Here is a 22,308-nt window from a genome sequence, read left to right as displayed (position 1 = left end):
TTGGCAAGTGCATGCTGGCTCGAATGCTGCCTTCAAGATGGTCCGCCAGGCGGAACATCGCACTGCGTACGACACTAGTCCCCTGTATGGTCTTGATGTACCCCCCTAATGGGGGGGAAGCTTTGTTGAAAGCCGTGCCAGAGGTGCTTGGAGCGTGTGCAAAGGTTACAAACCGGTGGGTAAACCGGGATAATGCGCGGCATCAGACAAGGAGAGATATCCATGCCCTTAAGCGACGCGCAGATCCAGTTGGCCATCGTCAGTGCAGTCCTGTTACTGGGCTGGGGGCTTACGGCATGGTTGCAGGTGCGCCGCCAGGCAGCTCAGCAACAGGAGCTCGACGAGGCTCGGCGCCAGACCGAGCAGCAGCGTGAGCTCTGCCAGCAACTGCAGCTTGAGGCCCATCAGCAGCACAGCGAACGTGCCGGGTTGCAGGTGCGCCTCGAACATCTTCACGAAAACATCGACTCTCTACGCGACCAGTACCAGTTGGGGCAGTCGCGGCAAAGTGACCTGGAGCGGCAAGCCCACGAATGGCAAGTGCGGGCTGAAAAGGCCCAGACGCTTGGGGAGGAGCAGGCGCGCCAGTTGGCGTCTGTGAAGCAGGAGCGTGATGCGTTCAATGCCAGGCTGCAGGAACTGCAAGCCAGCCATGAGGTACTGGGGATCGAGCACTCGACCTTGCAGAATACGCTCGAGCACCGTCAGCAGCACTTTACTGAACAACAGCAGTTGCTCAAGGACAGTCGCGACCAACTCAAACTGGAGTTCGAGCAGCTCGCCAGTCGTATATTCGAGGCAAAGGGCCAGGCTTTCTCGCAGCAAAGCCAGCAGTCGCTGGATAACCTGCTCAAACCCTTTCGCGAACAGATTGATCAATTCCGCCTCAAGGTCGAGGACATTCATCACAAGGACACCCAGCAGCAGGCGACCCTGGCCAGTGAGCTGAATCACCTCAAGGAGCTCAACCGGCAGATCACCCAGGAAGCCCATGATCTGAGCACTGCCCTGCGCGGTCAGAAGAAAACCCAGGGCAACTGGGGTGAGCTGATTCTGGAAAATGTCCTGGAACGCTCTGGCCTGGTCGCGGGCAAGGATTTCAAGCGCGAAGTGAGCATGACCAACAGCGAAGGTCAGCGGCAACGTCCGGATGTGCTGGTGTACCTGCCCCAGGAAAAGCATCTGATCATTGATGCCAAGGTTTCGCTCAACGCCTATACGCGCTACATCAACAGTGAAGACGACAGCGAGCGCCGAATCGCCTTGGCCGAGCATGTTCAAGCGATAGGACAGCGTATTCGCGAGTTGTCTGATCGTAATTACTTTGACCTGCCGGGCCTGAATGCGCCGGAGATGGTATTCATGTTCATTCCAATCGAGTCGGCCTTTGTCGAAGCGCTCAAGGCTGATGAGAGTCTGTTTCAGAAGGCTATCGAGCAAAACGTCCTGGTCGCCACGCCAACCACCTTGCTTACCAGTCTTAATATCGTGCGTCAGTTATGGCGCTTCGAGGACCAGAACCGCCACACCGCGGAGCTAGCCGAACGGGCGGCCAAGGTTCACGATAAGTTGCGCACTTTTCTGGGGAGCATGGACGGCATTGGCAAGAGCCTGGAAAAAGCCTCTGATGCTTATCAGAAGGCCTGCGATCAGCTGGTTGGAGGCCGTGGCAATCTTGTCAAACAGGTCAACGACTTCAAGGATCTGGGTGTGTCGGTCAAGGCGGAGCTGGGCGAAACTTGGCGTGACAAGGCAGATCTTGAGCTGGGTCGTGATGCGCCCAGCGATATCAATTGACCAGGGATTGATTCGCCCCGGTCAGCCCCAGTGTATAAACTGAGTAAAACGGGCGCAGGGGAATCGGATGAATGTGCTGAAGCAAGGTGCGCTTTTTGTACGTGCCAATCTATGGATAGTGCCGCTGGTAGGAGTATTGGTCTGGGTCTTGTTCCGCTTTCTCGATCCGGCACCGCCGCGACATATCGCGATGGTAACGGGGGGCGAGGGGGGCGGTTATCACCAATTCGGACTGGCGCTGAAAGAGCGCCTTGCCGAGGATGGCCTGACACTCGAGCTGCATGCCACACGCGGTTCAATGGACAACCTGGAGCGACTTACCGCTGATTCTCCAGATGTGCAGCTGGGGCTGGTCCAGAGTGGAACGACTCGGCTGCTCGAACGTGCCGATTTGAAAAAACTGGAAGGTCTGGCCGCCTTGTACCACGAACCATTGTGGCTTTTTCAACGCACGGGTTTACAGATTGAGCGTCTATCAGATCTGGCCGGCAAGCGTGTGGCAGTGGGTAGTGAGGGTAGTGGCACATGGGCTGTGGTGGGTAGTTTGTTCGAGGCTCGCGGCGATGCATCCCGCCTCCAGAACCTGGACGGCGGGAATTGGCAGAAATTGCCTGGCGATGCCGCCTCTGAGGCACTTGAGAAGGGTGAGCTCGACGCGGCTTTTTTTGTTCTGCCCGCGGATAATGAACGTATTGCAATGCTGATTGCCAATCCGAACCTGGAGTTGGTCAGCCTCGTCCAGGCGCGAGCCTATGCCGCCAGATTGACCTTTCTGGATCACCTCACTCTGACCGAAGGTTTGCTGGATATTGCGGGGAATGTGCCGCGTCAGGATGTGGAGTTGCTATCGCCTGTCGCCACCCTGATTGCCAACCAGACACTCCACCCGGCCTTGACTTCCCTTGTACTGGAGGCAGCGCGTGAAGTGCTCAGCAAAGGAAATCTGCTTGACCCTGCAGGTGCCTTTCCCGCTGCCAAACCCCTTGAACTGACACTTACTGGCGAAGCTGACTATTACCACCGTCGAGGTGTGCCTTTTTTGCAGCGTTATTTGCCGTTCTGGATAGCGTCGATCGTTGATCGCTATGTCGTGCTTCTGATCCCGTTCATTGCGATTATGGTGCCTTTGGTGCGGAGTATGGGGCCGATCTACAGCTGGCGCATGCGTGCGCGGGTATTTCGCTGGTATGCGCAACTGCGGGAAGTGGACAAGCTTATTCACCAGGGCAATATTCAAGCTGAGATCGAGGCGCAGATCGAGCGCCTGCACAGGCTGCAGGATGAGCTGACACGGGTCGACGTTCCGCTATCCTATGCCCATGAGCTATACAGTCTGCATTTGCACGTGCGCTATATGATCAACAGGTTGGAAAGCATGCGCACCGGCGCTCAGGAATCTGGTTCGGACGATGCTCTGGAGTGACGCATGACAAAGTCGTGCACCTGATCGACGACCGGCTCCCACCATTGCAGGGGGTCGGCCATCACTACGATAATGGTCACGTGATGCAGTGACTCGTAGTAATGGGTTTCGACATCGACCCCGGCGGAGCGCAGTTTTTCGGTCAATTGACCGGTGTTTCTCTGGGGATCAACCAGCTTGTCCGGTGTGGCGGCCATCAACAGCGCCGGAGGACTCTGCGGACCCGCATGGTAGAAGGGCTGGGACGTCTCGGGGGTGTCTGGATGATGGAATATGGGTTTGACGTCCGGATTGATGATGGGCAGGAACTCATAGGGACCTGACAAACCAATCCATCCTGCAATTTCTTGTGCATTCATCCCGTGTTCACTCAGCCAGCGCTCATCCAGGGCAAGCATGGCCGCGTTGTAGGCTCCAGCGCTGTGTCCCATGACAAACATGGGCTGACGCTTGGTCTGCCAACTGTCCTGTTGCCTGCGCACCCAGGCAGTTGCCGCTGCGCTGTCCTCGACAAAGGCGGGGTAGGTGACCTCAGGATAAACCCGGTAATCAGCCACCACGGTAATGATCCCGCGAGATGCCAGCGCCTCGCCAACAAAAGCGTAATCAGCGCGGTTACCACTTCGCCAACTGCCCCCGTAGAAAAACACTACCACTGGCGCCTCGGCTGCGCCCTCCAAAGGCATGTAGACATCGAGCTTTTGCCTTTCATTCTCACCGTAAGGCTGGTCTGCCATCAGTGTGTAGGTGTCATCGGGCACCAGCAGATTAACTGGCGTAAGGGGAGAGCAGGCAGTGGCTAGTAACAATGCCAGCAAGGCCACCAGAATTTTTGCAGAGCCAATGGACATGTAGCACGATCCCCGAACTTGACGTAGTTTTGAAAGTGAACTTTCAACTGATAGACGCTTGAGAATGGATCAAGGCGCATTGAGTTCAATCGACAAGCTGTTACAAGTCATTGCGTGCGCCTTCTATCCGGTCGGAGGCAACCCTAACATGCGGTTGCGGTACTTTGCCCTGATCACCCGGGATCACTGAATAAGGATGGACCATGAAGGATGTGTTGAATCGTGCACTGGCAGCTGTAGATCAGGTCGTGATGGGGAAAGAGCACGCAGTTAAACTTGCCGTGGCTTGTATCCTCGCTCGCGGCCACCTGCTGATCGAGGATTTGCCCGGGATGGGCAAAACGACCCTTTCCCAGGCACTTTCACGGGTCATGGGCATGAGTTACCAGCGCATCCAGTTCACCAGTGATCTTCTCCCCGGGGACATTCTTGGTACCTCGGTTTTTGATCGCAATACCTCTCAGTTTGTTTTTCATCCTGGGCCCATTTTTGCTGAACTGGTGCTGGCGGATGAAATCAACCGTGCTACGCCCAAGAGTCAGAGTGCCTTGCTGGAGGCGATGGAGGAATACCAGGTGACGGTTGATGGCGCTACCCGAAAGCTGCCAGATCCGTTTTTTGTCATAGCCACCCAGAACCCCGTATCCCAGGCCGGCACCTATGCCTTGCCTGAATCCCAGCTCGATCGTTTTCTGATGCGCCTTTCCCTGGGATATCCGGGGCCTGCGGCGGAAAAGTCACTGCTGTTGGGGGAGGACCGCAATGCGCGTCTGGACCGCGTCGAGCCAGTGCTGGATCACGTAACCCTCAAGAGCCTTCAGGCAAGTGTGCCGAAGATCACTGCCAGCCCGGCAATCATCGATTACATCCTGCGGCTGGTTAATCGCACCCGTGAAAGTCAGGTATGCGCCTGGGGGCTTTCGCCGCGTGCGAGTCTGGGTCTATTGGCTGCCTCCCGGGCCTGGGCCATGCTGGAACATCGCAGCTACGTGATTCCTGAAGATGTGCAGGCCGTGCTGCCGTCGGTAGTCAGCCACCGTCTGCGCGCCAGTGAAGATCCGGCAGGACACGGCGGTGGCGGTCTTGCCCAATGGCTGCTTAACGAGGTGGAAGCGGTTTGATCCCCATGCCGCAGCGTGCCAGGAGCCTCTTCGATAAATGGCTCACAAGACGCATTCCACCCGCGCCCATGGTGACCTTGTCCCATCGGCAGATTTTCATTGTGCCTACCCGCGCAGGTCTTGCATTGCTGTTGCTGCTGCTGATCCTGTTGATTGGTGCGATCAACTACCAGAACAGTCTCGTTTACGGTGTGACTTTCCTGTTAGGCAGTCTTTTTTGGGTCTCCCTGCACCACACGTACCGCAACCTGGCGAGCCTTGAAGTGCATGCCGCAGGCAGTATTCCGGTGTTCGCCGGGGAAATGGTGCCTCTTGAGCTGAATCTGCTCGCACCGCGGCACGAGCATCAGGCTCTGGTATTTTCCTGGCCAGATGCGCAGTCGCGGCAGATCGATCTAGGCCGCAATGGTGAGTCCAGGATCACCCTGTATCACCCCACTCAGAAGCGTGGATGGTTGAGACCCGGTCGATTGCGTATCGAGACCCGCTATCCGCTCGGCTGGTTCGTTGCCTGGAGTTTGGTGGATCTGGACTGGCAGGTTCTGGTGTATCCACGGGTTATCAGTTTGCCACTCCCTTCGTTCGTCCAGGGCGGTGAAGGTGAAACCGAACAGCAAATGGTTGAAGGCTCGGACGATTTTCAGGGGTTACGGGACTATCAGCCTGGAGATTCGCGCAAGCGACTGGACTGGCGCGCTTACTCCCGGGGCCAAGGCCTGCACAGCAAGGTTTTTGCCGAACCGATGCGAAGTACGCATTGGCTCGATCTGACCCAAACTCCGGGTGCAGATATGGAACAGCGGTTGAGTCACCTTACAGGTTGGGTCATGCAGTTGGAGCTCGCCGGTCAGCCTTACGGCATGCAAGTAGGTGAAACACGCATCGCGCCTGGTAGCGGGGATCAGCACCGGGACCGCTGCTTGCGCACCCTGGCTCTTTTCGGGGGCGGTCAATGAAACCGGCAGCACACAAAGCACGGACACTGATACCACGCAACAGCCTGGCCTGGCTCCTCACTGCGCAGGTGGTAGTGCTTCTGCCTCATCTACCGCGTCTTCCGTTCTGGGTAACCGCCATCTGGCTGGCATGCGCAATCTGGCGCGTCCAGATCCAGCGCATGCGCTGGGCCTACCCGGGCATTATTTTCAAGACCTTGGGTGTTGTAGCGATCGGACTCGGCGTCTGGCTTACCGAACGGACCCTCATAGGCCTGGATGCGGCGGTTATGTTGCTGCTACTGCTATTCATGTTCAAGTTACTGGAAATGCGCAACCCCCGTGATGCGATCGTGGTTATCTATCTGGGATTTTTTATCGTTGCTACAGCTTTTCTGTTCAACCAGTCAATCGTCCTGGCGCTATACCAGTTGTTTTCTCTCTTGGTGCTCGTTGCTGCACTCGTCGGGTTACAGCAGACAGCGGGGCGCAACGACCCCTCCCGTGCACTGCGCACCGGGTCTGTGCTGCTATTGCAGGCAGTCCCACTGATGCTGGTGCTGTTTGTACTCTTCCCGCGTATCGGACCGCTCTGGTCTGTGGATACCCCAGGGGGGCGCGCCACCACCGGGCTGGCCGAAAGCATGGCGCCGGGAGATATAGCAGACCTCGCCCGGTCCAGTGATCTGGCTTTTCGCGTACAGTTCGATGGGGAAATACCTGTCCACGATGCGCTTTATTGGCGTGCTCTGACGCTATCGAGCTTCGACGGTCGCAGGTGGAGCCATCTGGATTTTGCCTCGCGTGCGGAACCCAGGAACTGGGAGCAACTCGGCGAACCCATCACCTATCAGGTCACTACCCCGGCGACTCAGCAGCCCTGGGTTTTCAGTTTGCGGGGTGCAACTACCGCGGATGAGCGCCTGGTGCTCACCCGCGATTTCATGCTCCGAGCTCGGCGGCCGCTGACCGATACCACCAGTTACCAGGCCACCTCCTATCCCCAGAGTCTTCTCGAGCCTCAAGCCCTGACAGCCATGCAGCAGCGGCTGTACACCATCTTGCCGGAAGAGGTCGACCCGCGCAGCAGAGCATTTGCAGCGGAACTGCGCAGCCAGTACTCCGATGATGCGGAACTGGTTCAGGCGCTACTTCGGCACTTCAATTCAGAACCGTTTTTTTACACCCTGCGGCCCGAGACGCTCGGAGTTAACACCAATGATGAGTTTCTCTTTGATACACGGCGCGGCTTTTGCGCCCATTTCGCTGGCGCAATGGCATTCGTACTTCGCGCAGCGGGTATTCCTGCGCGCATCGTTGCCGGATACCAGGGAGGCGAGATCAATCCTGCAGGTAACTACGTGCTGGTCCACCAGTTTGATGCCCATGCATGGGTCGAGGCCTGGTTGCCTGGTCAGGGTTGGACGTCGGTTGATCCGACTTTCCAGGTAGCTCCGGAGCGTATCGAGCGTGGTATCCAACAGGCGCTGCAGGGCGAGGGCAGCTTTCTCGAGGACTCACCGCTTTCGGCTGCCCGCTACCGCGATATAAACTGGGTTAACGTGATCCGTATGCAATGGGACGAGATCAATTTTCAGTGGCAGTTGAGGGTCCTGGGGTTTCAGTCTGATAGCCAGGCTGGCTTTTTTCAGCGCTGGCTGGGAACTACCGACTGGCAACGAATCGGCATCATTCTGTTGGGATGTGCCGCATTGGTGATGATTCCGTTAGCTATCTGGACGCTCCGCCCTGGGCGCAAGCCCCAGGATCCGCGCCGCCGATCCTGGGCAAGGCTGGATCAGCGGTTACAGCGGCTGGGCCTGCAGGCCAAACGGGGTGAAGGTCCTCGCGACTGGCAAGCTCGATTGATAGGTGCTTTGCCCGGATGCAAGGCGGAGCTTAGTGCGTATTTCGATGAATATGTGCGCCAGACCTATGCTGGCGATGGCATACCGGATCGGGTGATGCAGGGGCAACTACGGGATCTCGAGCGTTCATTGAGGCGGTCCTTGCCGCGCAAACCAATGCGCAGACCCACGGCGTCCCTGGACAAGGACGACTTGCCGGGGCGTTCCACCCGCCTATAATAGGGCAAGTCGTCACTCTGGCGTTTACCCTCTTGCAGCGGAGCACCCATGCATCCTTTCAGCGCTATCAAACCGCCCCCTCTGGCCGTCGGGCTAGGACTCGCCGGGTTGATTCCCTTCGTCAGCGCAGCCTTGGGATTATGGGTAACCCCTGAGGCTTGGCGGGAGCGAGTGATGGAGGAGTTGCTCAGTTACGCCGCAGTTATTCTGGCTTTTATGGGGGCGATACACTGGGGGCTTGCCATTCGTGCGGATGAGGCCAGTGATCAGGCCCCTGTCCAGCTGGGCCTGTCGGTCATTCCCCCGTTATTGGGCTGGGTCGCCCTGAGTCTGCCCATCGATCTGGCCTTGCCGGTGTTCTTCGTGGCTTTTGCCGGACTGTATCTAGCTGATTTGTGGGCGGTCAACCATGGCCTAGCGCCGGTCTGGTATCCGGCTCTCCGCAAACCACTCACTTTCGTGGTGATCGCATCACTGGCGATTGCCTGGCTGGCAACGTGGGTGAACAGATAGCCCGGTACTCAAGACTTCTTGACGAACTCGGACTTGAGCTTCATCGGTCCGATACCGTCAATCTTGCAGTCAATATCGTGATCGCCGTCTACCAAGCGGATATTCTTCACCTTGGTTCCGACCTTGACTACCAGTGATGTGCCCTTGACCTTCAGGTCCTTGATGACCGTGACCACATCCCCATCCTCAAGCGGGTTGCCATTGGCATCGCGAATAATCGACTGATCGCCCGCAGGCTGGGAGTCGGCACCCTCAGCCCATTCGTTGCCGCATTCAGGGCAAACCAGCATAGCCGCATCTTGGTAAGTGTATTCAGATTGGCACTGGGGGCAGGGCGCTAAGTTACTCATGGGGTACCTGGCTGTCGACTGGGAAAGAGGCGCGATGATGACCAGTCAAACGGCTTCTGTCCAATCGAACTCCATCTGACGTGCAGTGGCAACAGCCAATTCACGGCCAGCCAGCCGCTCGACCAGATGCAGGCTCATATCGATGCCTGCGCTTATGCCGGCCGAACTGATGATCTGACCTTCGTCTACCCAGCGCTTGTCCGACAGCACTTGGATATCCGGGAATTGCGCACGCAGATCATCAATATCTTCCCAATGCGTGGTGGCGCAACGATTATCCAGCAGTCCTGCCTTGGCCAGCAGGAAAGCGCCGGTACATACCGACGCAAGCATGCATTGGGTAGATGCATTGCGAATCCAGTCGATAATATGCGGTTTTTCCTGCTCATCCGAGACCACGCCACCCGGGATTACCAGCAAGTCAAGACCAGCGCTGCACTCAAGGGCGAGGTCGGAGTAAACGAGCAGGCCTGCACGCGCCCGCACAGCGGTGGTTTCCGCTAGCAGCGAGACGCTGAACAGGGATGGGTCTTCGAGATGAGTTCGAGCCCAGACTCTGGCCGCAGTAGTGAACACCTCGTAAGGTCCCGCGAAATCCAAAACTTCCATGCCTTCGAATACAAAAATACCAATTTGGAAACCGGGTTGACCTTGCATAGGATCCTTCCTTACTTCTTGATTGCCAAAAGACAGACTCCAACCACGCTCGTCACAGCTCCAACGATAAAGTACCACATGGTGTTGTCAGTAAATCGGCCGGTAATCGTTTCCACCAATTGCTCACCAATGGACTGTGAAGACTGCCAGCCAAAGAAGAGCAGCAAGATGCCGGCTATTAGAAGCGCGATACCTGCTATTTGCTGAATTTTCATGTTATCTGCCTGTCCAGGTTTTTGATCTTGATAGTATCGCATGACTGGCGCATGGCCATATTGGCTTTGCAGAAACGCCTGACTATTCCACGTTGCCGGGCCGCTCAGTCAGGTCCGCGATATTCTCGGGCAAACCAGGTCCGGAGGGCTTTGCTCCGCCCATGGGCGACAGGCGATAATGCATCGGGGCCCACCATTGCGGCAGCAGACTGCGTACGCCTTGCTGACCAAACCGATCGTCAAGCAAGAAAATCACGCCCCTGTCCTCTGGGGTGCGAATAACCCGGCCTGCAGCTTGAACTACCTTCTGCAGACCGGGAAACAGGTAGGTGTAGTCATAGCCGGTTTCCTGACCGAACATCGTCTGCATACGACTCTTTATTTCCTCGTTGACCGGATTGACCTGTGGGAGTCCAAGGGTGGCGATAAAGGCACCGATCAGCCGATCCCCAGGCAGATCTATGCCTTCACCAAAAGCGCCGCCAAGTACCGCGAAACCGATGCCCCGGGAATGTGTCGTGAATCGCTGAAGAAAATTCCGCCGCTCGTCCTCCTTCATGCTGCGTGACTGAACCCAGACGGGTATTTGCGGATGCATATGGGAAAAGGCGTCCAATACCTGCTGCAGATAGGCATAGCTGCTGAAAAAGGCCAGATAGTTCCCCGGTTGTTGCGCGTACTGTTCGGCCATCAACTGGCTGATGGGCTCAAGGCTAGCGGCCCGGTGCTGGTATCGGGTCGACAAATTGGCCGTGATACGCACCTCGAGCTGTTCTGCCTGAAAAGGGGACTCCACATCCAACCACTTGCGTTCACTGGGCAAACCCAACAGGTCCGTGTAGTAATCCGGCGGGCTCAATGTGGCAGAAAACAGGGTGCTGCTGTGTGCAGTGGCGAAGCGTGGTGCAAGAAAGGGTGCAGGCACCACATTGCGCAGGCATAGGGTCGAAAGCGTACGTGTACCCCGGGACGCTTGTCGGGTTATATCAAACAGCGAGTGGGGCCCGTAAGCTTCAGCGAGGCGACAGAACAGCATCGCGTCGAGGTAAAAGCGCAGCAGCGCCGTATCGTTGCCATTTGGCTGATCGGTCAGATGATCGGTTATTGCCCCCACCGACTTTTGCAGACTGACGATAAACAGGTCGGCGATGGCCGGGTACACCTGATAGGGCACTTCCTGGTCGCGGTGCAATTGGTTCCAGTGCCGGCCTACGCGGTCCAGTGCACTCTTGAGGCCGGAAGGAGCAATCTTGCGCAAGTCATTGAAACGATTCTGATCCAGCTCCGCTGTGTACATGCCTCGGCCGCGCTCGACAAGGTTGTGCGCTTCATCGACCAAGAGCGTGACTCGCCAATCGTTGAGTACGGTGAGTCCGAACAGTAGCGCTGTCATGTCGAAATAATAGTTGTAGTCGCAGACCACCACGTCGGACCAGCGGCATAATTCCTGGCTCAGATAGTAGGGACAAACCTGGTGTTCCAGGGCTACCTCGCGCACAGCCTGCTGGTCAAGCCAGCGTCTTTGCAACGCTGCCTTGCGAGCCGCTGGCAAGCGATCGTAAAAACCCTGTGCCAATGGGCAGGACTCCCCATGACATGCCCGGTCAGAGTACTCACATGCCTTGTCGCGCGCCACGTGCTCAAGCACGCGTAAGGGCATGTCGGTTTCCTGGCTACGCAGTGTGGCCAGGGCATCAAGACCCAGACGCCGTCCCGGGGTTTTAGCGGTCAGGAAGAACAGGCGGTCGATCTGCTCACCGGGAAATGCCTTGAGCTGAGGGAAGAGAGTAGCCAGCGTCTTGCCGATGCCGGTGGTCGCCTGGGCCATCAGGGTCTTGCCGTCACGTGCGGCGCGGTATACGGCCTCGGCAAGCTGACGCTGGCCCCGACGGTAGGTAGGATGTGGAAAGTGCAGTTGCTCCAGGCTCTGGTTGCGTTCAGTCCGGTGTGCTTCTTCCTGTTTGGCCCAGGCCAGAAACCGAGAGCATTGCAGCTCGAAAAATTCGCGCAAGGCTTCGGCACCAAAGCGTTCACGCAGTACGGTTTCTTTCTGGCTGATGACATTGAAGTAGACCACGGCCAGATCCACCTCGGTCAGCTCCAGCTCCTGACAAAGCAACCAGCCATACACCTTTACTTGTGCCCAGTGGAGCAAGCGATGGTTCTGTGGAATGCGGCTGACGTCGCCGCGATGGGTTTTTACTTCTTCCAGCAGGTTAAGGTCCGGGTCATATCCATCGGCGCGCCCGGCTACCTGCAGGTTCTGATAGCTACCGCTCAGCACCACCTCACACAGATAGTTCTCACCACGCCGCGAGGCGACAGTGCGGTGTCCGGCCATGCCTTCCTGAGCGGTGGGAGCAGGGGTGAAGCGCAGGTCCAGATCACCCTCCTTGGCGGTAAACTCACACAGGCTGCGAACGGCGACGCGATAACTCATGCCTCGGCCCATGTCACATGGCAGACATCCACTGGCATACCATGCTGCTCACAAAAGGCGATCCACCTGCGCTGATTATCCTGCAATCGATCGCCGGGGCCTTTCACCTCGATCATCCGGTAGCGTTTCTCCTGTGGCCAGAACTGGATGAGGTCCGGCATGCCGGTTCGGTTGGCGCGTATGTCGAGCAGCAGCCGCTCAAACCAGTGTTGCAGATGCGTGGGAGGCAGACACAGCAGGGCCTGATCCAGCACCTCCTGACTTAGCCCCCAATAGACAAATGGTGACTGGATTCCATGTTTAGCGATGTAGTTACCGCGAATCACCTGTGGGTAGGTGCCCGTATGCAGGTGCGCCAGACAGCCCTGGAACAGATCCGCCCGACGCCGGTAGAAATCGGTGCTATGCAGGTCTACAGGCGCGCTGTGGAATGGATGAAAGAAGGCACCTGGTAGCGGGGCAAATATAGCCTCCCAGCAAAGGAGACCAAACAGGCTGCTGATCAGGGCGTTTTCCACGTAATACACCGGCGCGCTGGGGGTCGCGAGTTGCTCGCTGACCGCACGCTCGACCGAGCCATGCCCAGGTCGGCTGAGCACTAGATCCATGCGCGCACCCTTGCACGTGGGCTGGACATGCCTGCGCGGCTGTCCCAGTTTGCGTGACAGCCTGACCAGCGAGCGTTCTACCAGCTGCCGTTCGCTTTCACTCTCAGGATTGGCCATGGCCGTCGTTGCCAGAGCATGGGCCTGGTCGTAACGAGCGAGTTTTTCGAGAATGCGGATGCGCCGCTGCCTCGATCCAGCGTAATCGCTCCGTCGGTAAAGTATGAGCGCGGGCGCCAACGCGGCCTCACGCTCCAATTGCCGCGCCATCTTGAAGAGCAGCTTGCCGTGACGTTCCTGCAGGTAGGGATTGGAATTGGAAAAATCACCTATAGTCTGTTCAATCTCTTCAATCGGCATCCCCGCCTCGAATGCCTCACGACATGCATGCAGATGTAGAAAGTCATCAATATCTTTCCTGAAGCGGAAACCCCGAGACTCAGGGGCAATATCGATGGTTTCGTAACGAAAGATCCCTAGATCAGCCAGCACGAACTCGGCCCAGGTCTGATTCAGATTGCCAAAGAATATCAGGCGCAGGCGATCACACAGGGTATTGATGGTCAGGCTGTAGAGGATCTCCCGGGAGCTTGGGCACCAGAGGCTAAAGGGTTTTTGCCTACAATCAGCATCTCCATTGTCACCCAGGCTAAGGGTCTCGAGCATACCTCCCTTGGTGCAGGTCCTGAGCTTTGCGGCCGCAGGCAACTGGGCCAGGAGCTCATCCTTGCGCATTAACGAGAAAAGAACCTCGAGGTCGATCTCGACATCGGTCCGCAGCCAGCCCAGGGCGCAGAGCGGCTCAGCAGCCTCGTCAATAGGTCCAATTTCACTGTAGCTCAGCTTGCTCGCTCGAAAATGCAGACCCTTGCGCATGATCATGCGCACCAGTAATGCCTGAGCGGGAGTGCTCAGCGAGTCAAATTCAGCTATGAATTGCAGCTCATCCGCGTTCAGCAGATCGCTATAACGCGCACTTATCCAGACCAGGACAGTACGGAAGTTATCCAGGTAGTACAGGGGGCTGAGTACGGGGGTTGCGGGAATCGACATCGTTGGAGTCTACTAGTTATCTATCCAGTAGTCTGCCCCCTGCTCAAGGGCTATTCAAGCCCGAAGTCAGAGTCAGGCTTGAGTTCAGGAAATCGGTAATCGACGGGTAAGGAAATCCTGTTGTCCTAATTGGAGTAAAGTGCGGATATTCGGGCTGTGCGACGCGTCGCCGGCCATATCATCAGTGAGAGGTCTGCTTTGCGCATCATGTTGTCTCTGTTCACTTTTCTTGTCATTTTGTTCAGCCTTTGGGCTGTTCTGGCCCTGTGGTTCCAGGCGCCCTGGGGTGTTGTCGGGCGTTACCTGATTGTCGCCCTGTGGATTCTCGGGACCGTCGTGCTCATCTTTATGGCATGGAAAGGCTGGGCATTGGCGGGCATGAGTGTCTATGTCATCGCGTTTGCAGGGTTACTGTTCTGGTGGAATAGTCTCGAACCAAGCCATGACCGGCATTGGGCAGACGATCTGGCACATATCACCACTGGAGAAGTGCAGGGCAGCAAGGTTCTGCTGCATAACGTGCGTAACTTTACCTGGCACAGTGACCAGGAGTACGACACTGTCTGGGAGACACGCCAGTATGATCTCAACCAGTTGCAGTCGGTTGATGTTGTGACCTCCTACTGGGGCATCCCGGCCATCGCCCATGTTCTGGTGTCGTTTGGTTTCAGTGATGGCAGCTTCATTACGTTCACCGTTGAGGTCCGGCGTGAGCAGACCGAGGTTTTCTCCGAGCTGGGTGGATTCTTCAAGCAGTTCGAGCTCGCGATTATCGCCAGTGATGAGCGTGATGTGATTCATGTGCGTACCAACGTGCGCGGTGAGGATGCCTATCTGTATCGCGTTGAATTATCCGATGCGGCCATGCGCTCGCTTTTTCTTGCCTATGTGAATCAGGCAAACCAACTGGCTGAACAGCCTCGTTTCTATCAAACGGTCACGGCCAACTGCACAACTCTGGTTTTCAAGATGATGCAATCGATTGTGGCCGGCTTGCCCCTGGATTATCGGCTTTTGCTGTCGGGGTACTTGCCTTCTTACATACAGAAGATGGGTGGTCTGCAACCAGACATGAACATGGCTGAGTTGCGGAGGGCGGGGCGCATCACCCTTCGGGCCAAAGAGGCAGGACGCAGTGATGACTTTTCCAGGGTCATACGACGCGGCGTACCTGGCTGGCGATAGAAAGTGGAACCTTCATGGGGTCAGGGTGCTCGAACAGGTATTCAACCTTAGAGGCAACTACCCCATGAATCAGATCAGCTACCCGCTGCTAATTGCAGGATTACTGGCAACCGGCCTGAGTGTCGGTGTCAAGGCTCAACAGGCACCTATCGTTGCCGCCGAGGCGGAGCGTATTGTCGCCAACCCGCAAATGCTAGACCAGGAGCGCATGGACAGGTCCATTACCTTGGTCGAGTCCCGTGCCAATATCGAGCGGAGCCGGGGAATGCCCGATGTGGCCGAGAGGCTTCATCGGGTGGCAGATCTGTTGCGCACGGCACCCCAGACAGGAGAGACAGCGCAGTTGGCAGCGGAAGCGGCAATTGCGGTAGAGCGAGGCGCGTTTGCCGATGCTTTGGTGCTGGCTGAGAGCGCGGCCATGCTACAGGGACGCGAACACTTGCAGTAGCGGGCAATCTCAGTCGCGCACGCGTCTGGCAGTATCGCTCATCATGATGCCGGCCCAGCGAGTCTGCGGCGAAGAGTCCAACGCCAGTTTGGCAATCATTGTCAGGGGAACCGCTAGCAACATCCCGATAGGGCCGAATACATAACCCCAGAGCAGTAACGAAATCAGTACAACCAGCGGTGAAAGTCCCAGACTGCGACCCATCAGGCGCGGCTCAAGGATGCTGCCGATAATGGTGTTGACTCCCACATATAGCGCCAGTACCAGCAATCCTTCTACTGGCCCGATACCCATCATGGCAATCACTACCGCTGGAATGGCGGCAATAATCGAACCGATAGTGGGGATGAAATTAAGCAGCCCTGCAACGATTGCCCAGAGCACGGCAAAATCGACCCCCATGAAAGTCAGCCCGATACCTACAATGACGCCCGTTGCGGTGCTCGCCGCAGTCTTGATAACCAGGTAGCGGTATACCGAGCGCAGGAAGCGACGCCCACGTACTCGGGCACGCCGGCGACCGGGGAACGCGGCATTGAGCTTGCCGGCAAAGGTACGCTCCTCCAGCAACAGGAACATGAACGCCAGGAGCACCAGCAGGGTACTCGCGGTGAACTGCCCAAGCCCCCCAGCCAGATCTCGGGCCACGCCGGTAATAGTCGCCGTAGCCGGCAACGGCATGGTGGCCGGCAAAAGCTCCGCCGGCAGCCCACGCGCAGCGATCATTTCACGCAATTCGACCATCCATCCCGAAAACCGCGCCTGATAAAAGGGCGCCTGGTTTGCCATGCTTTCCGCGGCGCCCTTGAGCGCCAGAAACAGCAGAAAGAACGTCAGCCCTACCACTGAAAACAGCACCAGTACCGACAAGGGACCAGGCACGCCGCGCCGCTGCATCCAGCTCAGCGGCGGTGCGCAGATAATCGCGAGAAACGCCGCCAGCAAAAACGGCGTAAGAATATGGCTGATAGCTTTCAAGCCGCCCAGCACAATGACCAATGCCGCAGCGCCGAGCAGCCATTGCACTGCTGTGGAATAGGATCGATTGGTAGGGGGGAGATAGGATTGCATCGGGTTTCCTGATGGAAAAATTATTGGCTCCATCTTAATGGGAAATTACTTAAGCCTATAGTCTGGCTCGCATGAAAAATGCCACGCTGTAAATTAATCCATCCGCAACACAGGAAGTAACCCATGCCTACCATCGACACCTTCATGCGCGCCACCATAGACTAGGCCTGCTCAGGCCTGGCCGAGGGCGGTATCCCCATTGGATCTGTGCTGGTCCACGACGGCAGGATTATTGGTCGGGGGCACAATCGGCGAGTTCAACAGGGCAGTGCGATTCTGCATGGCGAGATGGATGCGCTGGAGAATGCCGGTCGCCAGTCCGCTGCGGTGTATGCGGCCTCGACGCTCTATACCACGCTGTCGCCCTGTGCGATGTGTACTGGCGCGATCTTGCTTTATGGCATCCCCAGGGTGGTGATTGGTGAGAATCAGACTTTCATGGGCGAGGAAGATCTGTTGCGCAGCCGAGGGGTGGAGGTCGAAGTACTGCAGGACGAAGAGTGTATCGAGCTTATGCGGTCCTTTATTGCTGCCAATCCAGAGCTATGGAACGAGGACATCGGTCAGGAAAACTGAGTTATCAGTTTTCTGGCGCAATCTTGAGGACTGGCTATCTTTGGATAGCTAAATATTTGTGCTGGCATTGTAAGTCTTACCTCGATTACTCAGCCGATGCACGATGTATCTGTTTTTTAATTTTGGGCGTTCTGATCAATACTTAACCGAATAAATCCTTGGTGAGTTGGAACGATCTGATTGCGATAATGGCGGTTGTTGATGGGGCGTCGGGTAGCAATCCCATCGCCCATGATGAATAAAAGTATTGTGAAATACTCATAAGCGAAATTAAAGGTGTGTTGTAAGTATATGAAAATAGGTCTTTTGCAGTGTGATGATGTGGCTCAGGATCTGCAGCCAGCCCATGGCAACTATCCACAAATGTTCGAGGATCTGCTGCGCAGCCAGATACCGGATTTACAGTTGACCATCTATCGTGTGATGGATGGTGAGTATCCGGTGCGTCTGGACGAACACCATGCTTATTTCACTACCGGTAGCAAGTTCGGTGTGAATGATGGTCTGGCCTGGGTGGATGTGCTTGAAGATTTCGTGCGTGAGTTATGGCGCCAGCGCATTCCCCTCATTGGCGTCTGTTTCGGCCATCAGTTAATGGCCAAGGCGCTTGGCGGTGAAGTTGGCAAGTCGGAAAAGGGCTGGGGGGTAGGGATATCCTTCAATCAGGTGGTCACGCGCAAGAACTGGATGTCTCCCTGGCAGGAAAAGCTGGATCTGATTGTCAGCCACCAGGATCAGGTGATTCGTCTCCCCGCCGATGTTGCAGCCGAGGTGCTCGTCAGCAGCCTCTTTTGCCCCTATTACGTCGTGCAATACGGGCGCCATTTCATGAGCGTGCAGGGCCATCCGGAGTTCTGCAAAACCTATTCACGGGATCTGATGGAGATGCGCAAGATTTCCATACCCCAGGCGCGGTTGCGGGAGGGTCAGGTGTCCCTCAATGCCGAGGTGGATGCCGATGTAATGATGAGCTGGATGCTCAATTTTCTCACCCAGGCGTCGCAGTCACCTTCAGCCACATGAAAAACCTTGGCATGCAGCTGTCAGGCAGTAAACTTGGAGCATGATCAATTTAAGCCATGATATGCAATTGGGTGACTGGGAAGTGGATATAACGGCTATCCGCTCCCAGGGTGCGGGCGGCCAGAACGTCAACAAGGTCTCCAGCGCCATTCACCTGCGATTCGACATAAACACCTCCAGTCTGCCGCCGTTCTTTAAGGAACGGCTCCTGAAGCTGTCTGATCAGCGTATAACCAAGGATGGGGTCATTATTATCAAGGCCCAGTCCTATCGGACCCAGGAAATGAACCGCGACGATGCAATCAAGCGCCTTCAGGAGCTGATCAATGGGGCGGTGGCAGTGCAGAAGCGTCGGCGGCCTACAAGGCCCACCAGGGGCTCGCAGGAGCGACGTATTGAAGGCAAGAAGATACGCGGCAAGGCCAAGTCCTTGCGCGGCAAGGTGGACCTCTAGCGGGCTGGACTGACTTCAGTTACTTCAGTCCTGCTCGTCAGCCTCGCGTATACGTTCGCGCCGCTCGCGTTCTTCTTCCATAACGGCCTTGATTTCCTGCACGACAGAATCCACGTCAGCGGCGTTCTCGTCTTCCTTGAAGTAGCCCGTCAGCTCGGTCTCGGGCGTAAGCTCGCCATCTTCATACAGAGCCCACAACTCTTTTGCATAGCGAGTGGCAAGGAGATCGGGTGCGTACTGGCCGTAATACTGAGTCATGTTGTTGACGTCGCGATCGAGCATCGACCGGGCATTGTTGTTGGCCGCTGCATCCACTGCCTGGGGTAGATCGATGATCACCGGGCCGTAGGCATCCACCAGCACGTTGAACTCGGACAGGTCACCATGCACAAGACCGGCGCATAGCATCAATTTGACGTACTCCATGACCACAGCATGGTCTTCCCGGGCTTGCTCGGCATCCATGGATACATCGTTCAAGCGCGGGGCCACGCCGCCCTCATCATCGGTCACCAGCTCCATGAGCAGGACGCCCTCAAAGCAGCCGTAGGGCTTGGGCACGCGGACACCAGCCGCATCGAGCTTGTAAAGCGCATCCACTTCGGCACTTTGCCAGGCTTCTTCCTGCTGGCCTCGGCCAAACTTGGAGCCCTTTTCCATTGCCCGCGAGCGTCGCGAGTTGCGGACCTTGCGGCCTTCCTGATAAAGCACTGCCTGTTTGAAGCTGCGCTTGGCCGCTTCCTTATAGACTTTTGCGCAGCGGATCTCCGAACCGCAACGCACCAGATAGACAGCCGCTTCCTTTCCGCTCATCAGCGGACGGATCACTTCGTCTATCAGGCCATCTTCGACCAGGGGTTCTAAGCGTTTTGGGATTTTCATAGCGCCCTTATACCTCAAATGGGCGGGGTATGGGTACTCCGGGAGTGACTTAAAGGAACCATTCTGCGATCGCTGCCTGGGTTATGGCATCGCGCTGGGAGGGCCGCGGCACCCAATTGCGCCAGGATTGGCTGGCGCCAAGAAGAAATTCGAAGAGCGGCAGATGTTGGCGCAGCACACGGCGTTTGCGATGGGTGATAACCGGGTTGAAGTAGCCGAAATAATCCAGCATCTGCCGTGGATTCTTGCGTACCCACAGCCACGAGCCCATTTCCAGGGTAAAAGGCAGAAATATGTTGCCAGGGTGCTGTTCCACCGACTCGTCGTACAGGTAATCCCACAGGTCGCCGTGGGTGGTGTACTGCACCGACTGGGGTTCAATGATATAGGGGTGATGGTTGGGGAAGGTGTTCTGATACAAGCGTTTGAGCGAGAGTACTTCGGCAATATTCTGGATAGGTCGGTGTGTGCGAGCATAACTGCACCAGAGTCGATCCTGCCTTCCGAACCCGCTGTGGCAGTCGATGCTCATGGAGAAGGGCGCGCAGAGCAACCGTTGACGCACTGTATCAACCAGCGCAGCAGACTCGGCCTGCATAGGGTCGCCCTGCTTGCCCCGGTACCATGGCAGGCGTGGGCTGATGCGATGACCACTGACCAGCCAGGGAGTTGCGCCCATTGCATCAATAGGGGCATTGCGCATCAGGTCTATGCCATTGAGGTTGCTACGTTTGTGATGCCATATGCCGCCGGGGTTGATCATCGGCATGAAAACCAGACGTATCCGCTCCAGTTGACGCCGCAGTTGATCATCCCAGTCGAGCCGATGGATCAGGCTATGGAGCCAGGACAGCAGCACCTGGGTGCCTATCCGTTCAACGCCATGTACGCCTCCGAAGAAGCCGATAACGGGCACCAGGGGGGAGCGACTACCCATTTCAATAACCTTGATGGGTATGTCGATCCCGTTGATGTCCACGCGGTGTACGGTTTGCCAGCGTAAATGCCGTGCACCGGTGTGCAGCAGATTTTCCAGTTGCAGGTGCTCTGGCAGATGACGCTGAATCTGTTGCTGGATCGACTCGGGGGTCTGTCTGGGCATGAATATCGGGTACCGCTGCGGATTGTTACCGCAGGATGACACCGGTGTATTGCAGCGCGATGACAGTGCCACGGCGGCGGACCTTGCTCAGGCTGAGGCCACCCGCTCATAGAGCCCCTGACGCCTCAATCCACGATGGCCCCGTTGATAATGGCGCGTAGCTCCTGCCGTATCTGGTAGGTGGAGGACGGGATGAGCTGCGTCATGAAAATCATCATCAGGTCCTCCACTGGATCGATAAAGAAATTGGTGCTGGCCATGCCCCCCCAGCCGTACTCTCCAACTGATCCATTGGTATGGGATTTGGCAACATCGGTCTTGACCGAAAAGCCTAACCCGAAACCTGAGCCCTCGTAGGGCGTTTCACTGAAAGCGCCCACCGAGACGGCCGGCAGATCCTGGTTGTCTGGCAAATGATTCAGACGCATGAACTCCAGCGTTTTACGGCCTATGATGCGTGCGCCCTGAAATTCGCCGCCACTGGCAAGCGCCTGGGCAAAACGGTAGTAGTCGTCGACCGTTGAAACCAGCCCGCCGCCACCTGACAGATAACCGTGAGCATGGGTGAATGCCGATTGCTTTGGATCATCCTGCAAGCTGAAGGTGTCGCCAGGCTGATACTGGTAGCAAGCCGCAAAGCGCTCGATCTTGTTTGCCGGTACGGTGAAGAAGGTGTCCTGCATGCCAAGCGGTTTGAAAATGTGCTGGGCGAAATACTCCTCTAGGGTCATACCGGACAGTACCTGAACCAGATAACCAACCACATCGGTGGACACCGAGTAGTTCCAGGCCGTGCCCGGGGAGAATTCCAGCGGCAGGCGTGACAACTCGTCGATCAGCTTCTCAAGCGTCAGGCCGGCGCCTCCATCGAGTTTCAGGGCGCGGTACCCCGCGTCAACGTTGGTCCGATTCATGAATCCGTAGGTCAGGCCCGATTGGTGCGTCAGCAGATCACGGATGGTCATCGGTCGCTGTGTCGGGGTTGTCATGAACTGCGGATGTACGCCGGCCTTGTAGACTCGCAAATTGGCCCAGGAGGGAATGTATTTGTGTACCGGGTCGTCGAGTAGAAAACGACCCTGCTCGTACATCTGCATTAACGCGATGGAAGTCATGGGCTTGGTCATCGAGTACACGCGGAACAGGGTGTCGCGTTGCACGGGTTTGTTACGCTCCACATCCATCATTCCCTGGGCATTCAGGTAGCATATTTCACCGCGGCGGGCGACCAGGGTGAGCGCACCCGGCAGCTTGCCTGGCTGCAGATAGGCTTGATCAATATGGGTCGCGATACGGTTCAGATGGCCCGTATGCATACCGGCGATGATGGCTGACTCAGACATGCGGTTATCCATGGTTCAGGTGGAAAGAGATCTATGATCTTACCTTTTCTTGAAGCTTTTCGGGGGCTTGAGGATGAGCTGAATGATTAGCCAGAGGATTGGGTTATTTCCTGGCGGTAAGCCTTTGAAAAATTCTTGCAATTTTGGCTTTAGACCCCCTTGTGTAGAGGCCTGCAG

At 56.7% G+C, this 22,308-nt stretch carries 21 protein-coding genes; 11 read left to right on the top strand and 10 right to left on the bottom strand.

Annotated elements, in window-relative coordinates; genetic code table 11:
• Positions 1–222: 222 nt before the first annotated feature.
• Together rmuC and AAC076_RS02255 are read left to right on the top strand one after the other, a co-directional pair.
• Positions 223–1,797, top strand: a complete 1,575-nt coding sequence (gene rmuC / locus AAC076_RS02260; protein ID WP_339842736.1) for a DNA recombination protein RmuC — start codon at positions 223–225, stop codon at positions 1,795–1,797.
• A 67-nt stretch (positions 1,798–1,864) separates the two neighbouring features.
• Positions 1,865–3,220 carry a TAXI family TRAP transporter solute-binding subunit gene (locus tag AAC076_RS02255; protein WP_339842735.1) on the top strand — a complete coding sequence of 452 codons (1,356 nt, stop codon included), beginning with the start codon at positions 1,865–1,867 and terminating at the stop codon, positions 3,218–3,220.
• Here AAC076_RS02255 and AAC076_RS02250 read toward each other — a convergent pair.
• Positions 3,187–4,071, bottom strand: a complete 885-nt coding sequence (locus AAC076_RS02250; RefSeq protein WP_339842734.1) for an alpha/beta hydrolase — start codon at positions 4,069–4,071, stop codon at positions 3,187–3,189. The genes AAC076_RS02255 and AAC076_RS02250 overlap by 34 nt on opposite strands.
• 203 nt (positions 4,072–4,274) lie before the next feature.
• Here AAC076_RS02250 and AAC076_RS02245 point away from each other — a divergent pair, with 203 nt between their 5' ends.
• The 4 genes from AAC076_RS02245 to AAC076_RS02230 are packed head-to-tail and all read left to right on the top strand — an operon-like array spanning position 4,275 to position 8,727.
• Positions 4,275–5,192, top strand: coding sequence for a MoxR family ATPase (locus tag AAC076_RS02245; protein WP_339842733.1), 918 nt, complete (start codon positions 4,275–4,277; stop codon positions 5,190–5,192).
• A 5-nt stretch (positions 5,193–5,197) separates the two neighbouring features.
• Positions 5,198–6,148, top strand: coding sequence for a DUF58 domain-containing protein (locus AAC076_RS02240; RefSeq protein ID WP_339842732.1), 951 nt, complete (start codon positions 5,198–5,200; stop codon positions 6,146–6,148).
• Positions 6,145–8,214, top strand: a complete 2,070-nt coding sequence (locus AAC076_RS02235) for a DUF3488 and transglutaminase-like domain-containing protein (protein WP_339842731.1) — start codon at positions 6,145–6,147, stop codon at positions 8,212–8,214. Before AAC076_RS02240 ends, AAC076_RS02235 begins: the two co-directional genes overlap by 4 nt.
• Before the next feature lie 48 nt (positions 8,215–8,262).
• Positions 8,263–8,727, top strand: coding sequence for a DUF3429 domain-containing protein (locus AAC076_RS02230; RefSeq protein ID WP_339842730.1), 465 nt, complete (start codon positions 8,263–8,265; stop codon positions 8,725–8,727).
• Between the two features lie 8 nt (positions 8,728–8,735).
• Here the strand turns inward: AAC076_RS02230 and AAC076_RS02225 are convergent, their stop codons facing one another.
• The 5 genes from AAC076_RS02225 to AAC076_RS02205 form a co-directional block, all read right to left on the bottom strand.
• Positions 8,736–9,077 (bottom strand): zinc ribbon domain-containing protein YjdM, encoded by a 342-nt coding sequence (locus tag AAC076_RS02225; protein WP_339842729.1) that lies wholly within the window; start codon positions 9,075–9,077, stop codon positions 8,736–8,738.
• 45 nt (positions 9,078–9,122) lie between these two features.
• Positions 9,123–9,734 (bottom strand): DJ-1/PfpI family protein, encoded by a 612-nt coding sequence (locus AAC076_RS02220; RefSeq protein ID WP_339842728.1) that lies wholly within the window; start codon positions 9,732–9,734, stop codon positions 9,123–9,125.
• A gap of 11 nt (positions 9,735–9,745) precedes the next feature.
• Complete coding sequence (locus AAC076_RS02215) at positions 9,746–9,949, bottom strand: DUF3185 family protein (RefSeq protein WP_339842727.1); 204 nt, start codon at positions 9,947–9,949, stop codon at positions 9,746–9,748.
• An 82-nt stretch (positions 9,950–10,031) separates the two neighbouring features.
• On the bottom strand, positions 10,032–12,389 hold the full coding sequence (locus AAC076_RS02210; protein WP_339842726.1) for an ATP-dependent DNA helicase: 2,358 nt from the start codon (positions 12,387–12,389) through the stop codon (positions 10,032–10,034).
• Positions 12,386–14,047 (bottom strand): VRR-NUC domain-containing protein, encoded by a 1,662-nt coding sequence (locus tag AAC076_RS02205; RefSeq protein WP_339842725.1) that lies wholly within the window; start codon positions 14,045–14,047, stop codon positions 12,386–12,388. The genes AAC076_RS02210 and AAC076_RS02205 overlap by 4 nt, the downstream gene beginning before the upstream one ends.
• A gap of 156 nt (positions 14,048–14,203) precedes the next feature.
• On the opposite strand from AAC076_RS02205, the gene AAC076_RS02200 reads away from it, so the two are divergent.
• The gene (locus AAC076_RS02200) at positions 14,204–15,232 is read left to right on the top strand and encodes a DUF4105 domain-containing protein (protein ID WP_339842724.1); all 1,029 of its coding nucleotides are present in this window, start codon (positions 14,204–14,206) and stop codon (positions 15,230–15,232) included.
• A gap of 64 nt (positions 15,233–15,296) precedes the next feature.
• On the top strand, positions 15,297–15,680 hold the full coding sequence (locus AAC076_RS02195) for a hypothetical protein (protein ID WP_339842723.1): 384 nt from the start codon (positions 15,297–15,299) through the stop codon (positions 15,678–15,680).
• 9 nt (positions 15,681–15,689) lie between these two features.
• Here AAC076_RS02195 and AAC076_RS02190 read toward each other — a convergent pair whose 3' ends face one another.
• A complete protein-coding gene (locus tag AAC076_RS02190) occupies positions 15,690–16,751 on the bottom strand; it encodes an AI-2E family transporter (protein ID WP_339842722.1) in 1,062 nt (353 codons plus the stop codon).
• A gap of 177 nt (positions 16,752–16,928) precedes the next feature.
• On the opposite strand from AAC076_RS02190, the gene AAC076_RS02185 reads away from it, so the two are divergent.
• The 3 genes from AAC076_RS02185 to arfB all read left to right on the top strand — a co-directional run bounded on the left by AAC076_RS02185 (position 16,929) and on the right by arfB (position 18,804).
• On the top strand, positions 16,929–17,327 hold the full coding sequence (locus tag AAC076_RS02185) for a nucleoside deaminase (protein WP_339842804.1): 399 nt from the start codon (positions 16,929–16,931) through the stop codon (positions 17,325–17,327).
• Positions 17,328–17,618: 291 nt separating this feature from the next.
• Positions 17,619–18,350, top strand: a complete 732-nt coding sequence (locus tag AAC076_RS02180; protein WP_339842721.1) for a gamma-glutamyl-gamma-aminobutyrate hydrolase family protein — start codon at positions 17,619–17,621, stop codon at positions 18,348–18,350.
• A gap of 40 nt (positions 18,351–18,390) precedes the next feature.
• The gene (gene arfB / locus AAC076_RS02175) at positions 18,391–18,804 is read left to right on the top strand and encodes an alternative ribosome rescue aminoacyl-tRNA hydrolase ArfB (protein WP_339842720.1); all 414 of its coding nucleotides are present in this window, start codon (positions 18,391–18,393) and stop codon (positions 18,802–18,804) included.
• A gap of 24 nt (positions 18,805–18,828) precedes the next feature.
• Here arfB and AAC076_RS02170 read toward each other — a convergent pair whose 3' ends face one another.
• From AAC076_RS02170 to AAC076_RS02160, 3 genes are all read right to left on the bottom strand, one after another.
• Positions 18,829–19,686, bottom strand: a complete 858-nt coding sequence (locus tag AAC076_RS02170) for a PA4780 family RIO1-like protein kinase (RefSeq protein WP_339842718.1) — start codon at positions 19,684–19,686, stop codon at positions 18,829–18,831.
• A gap of 49 nt (positions 19,687–19,735) precedes the next feature.
• The gene (locus tag AAC076_RS02165) at positions 19,736–20,788 is read right to left on the bottom strand and encodes a M14 family zinc carboxypeptidase (protein WP_339842717.1); all 1,053 of its coding nucleotides are present in this window, start codon (positions 20,786–20,788) and stop codon (positions 19,736–19,738) included.
• A gap of 125 nt (positions 20,789–20,913) precedes the next feature.
• Positions 20,914–22,131, bottom strand: a complete 1,218-nt coding sequence (locus AAC076_RS02160) for a serine hydrolase domain-containing protein (RefSeq protein WP_339842716.1) — start codon at positions 22,129–22,131, stop codon at positions 20,914–20,916.
• Between the last annotated feature and the right edge of the window lie 177 nt (positions 22,132–22,308).

It is taken from the genome of uncultured Halopseudomonas sp. (assembly GCF_963977355.1).
Taxonomy (GTDB): Bacteria; Pseudomonadota; Gammaproteobacteria; order Pseudomonadales; family Pseudomonadaceae; genus Halopseudomonas.
Note: the sequence above shows the minus strand (reverse complement) of the source record. Positions and strands in the feature narration are given on the sequence as shown.

Excerpts from the sequence above, each read along its gene's own strand:
- AAC076_RS02165 (WP_339842717.1), bottom strand. The coding sequence starts at position 20,788 with ATGCCCAGACAGACCCCCGAGTCGATCCAGCAACAGATTCAGCGTCAT.
- AAC076_RS02250 (WP_339842734.1), bottom strand. The coding sequence starts at position 4,071 with ATGTCCATTGGCTCTGCAAAAATTCTGGTGGCCTTGCTGGCATTGTTA.
- AAC076_RS02245 (WP_339842733.1), top strand. The coding sequence starts at position 4,275 with ATGAAGGATGTGTTGAATCGTGCACTGGCAGCTGTAGATCAGGTCGTG.
- AAC076_RS02210 (WP_339842726.1), bottom strand. The coding sequence starts at position 12,389 with ATGAGTTATCGCGTCGCCGTTCGCAGCCTGTGTGAGTTTACCGCCAAG.
- arfB (WP_339842720.1), top strand. The coding sequence starts at position 18,391 with ATGATCAATTTAAGCCATGATATGCAATTGGGTGACTGGGAAGTGGAT.
- AAC076_RS02190 (WP_339842722.1), bottom strand. The coding sequence starts at position 16,751 with ATGCAATCCTATCTCCCCCCTACCAATCGATCCTATTCCACAGCAGTG.
- AAC076_RS02170 (WP_339842718.1), bottom strand. The coding sequence starts at position 19,686 with ATGAAAATCCCAAAACGCTTAGAACCCCTGGTCGAAGATGGCCTGATA.
- AAC076_RS02205 (WP_339842725.1), bottom strand. The coding sequence starts at position 14,047 with ATGTCGATTCCCGCAACCCCCGTACTCAGCCCCCTGTACTACCTGGAT.
- AAC076_RS02235 (WP_339842731.1), top strand. The coding sequence starts at position 6,145 with ATGAAACCGGCAGCACACAAAGCACGGACACTGATACCACGCAACAGC.
- AAC076_RS02220 (WP_339842728.1), bottom strand. The coding sequence starts at position 9,734 with ATGCAAGGTCAACCCGGTTTCCAAATTGGTATTTTTGTATTCGAAGGC.
- AAC076_RS02240 (WP_339842732.1), top strand. The coding sequence starts at position 5,198 with ATGCCGCAGCGTGCCAGGAGCCTCTTCGATAAATGGCTCACAAGACGC.
- AAC076_RS02230 (WP_339842730.1), top strand. The coding sequence starts at position 8,263 with ATGCATCCTTTCAGCGCTATCAAACCGCCCCCTCTGGCCGTCGGGCTA.
- rmuC (WP_339842736.1), top strand. The coding sequence starts at position 223 with ATGCCCTTAAGCGACGCGCAGATCCAGTTGGCCATCGTCAGTGCAGTC.
- AAC076_RS02180 (WP_339842721.1), top strand. The coding sequence starts at position 17,619 with ATGAAAATAGGTCTTTTGCAGTGTGATGATGTGGCTCAGGATCTGCAG.
- AAC076_RS02225 (WP_339842729.1), bottom strand. The coding sequence starts at position 9,077 with ATGAGTAACTTAGCGCCCTGCCCCCAGTGCCAATCTGAATACACTTAC.
- AAC076_RS02255 (WP_339842735.1), top strand. The coding sequence starts at position 1,865 with ATGAATGTGCTGAAGCAAGGTGCGCTTTTTGTACGTGCCAATCTATGG.
- AAC076_RS02215 (WP_339842727.1), bottom strand. The coding sequence starts at position 9,949 with ATGAAAATTCAGCAAATAGCAGGTATCGCGCTTCTAATAGCCGGCATC.
- AAC076_RS02195 (WP_339842723.1), top strand. The coding sequence starts at position 15,297 with ATGAATCAGATCAGCTACCCGCTGCTAATTGCAGGATTACTGGCAACC.
- AAC076_RS02160 (WP_339842716.1), bottom strand. The coding sequence starts at position 22,131 with ATGTCTGAGTCAGCCATCATCGCCGGTATGCATACGGGCCATCTGAAC.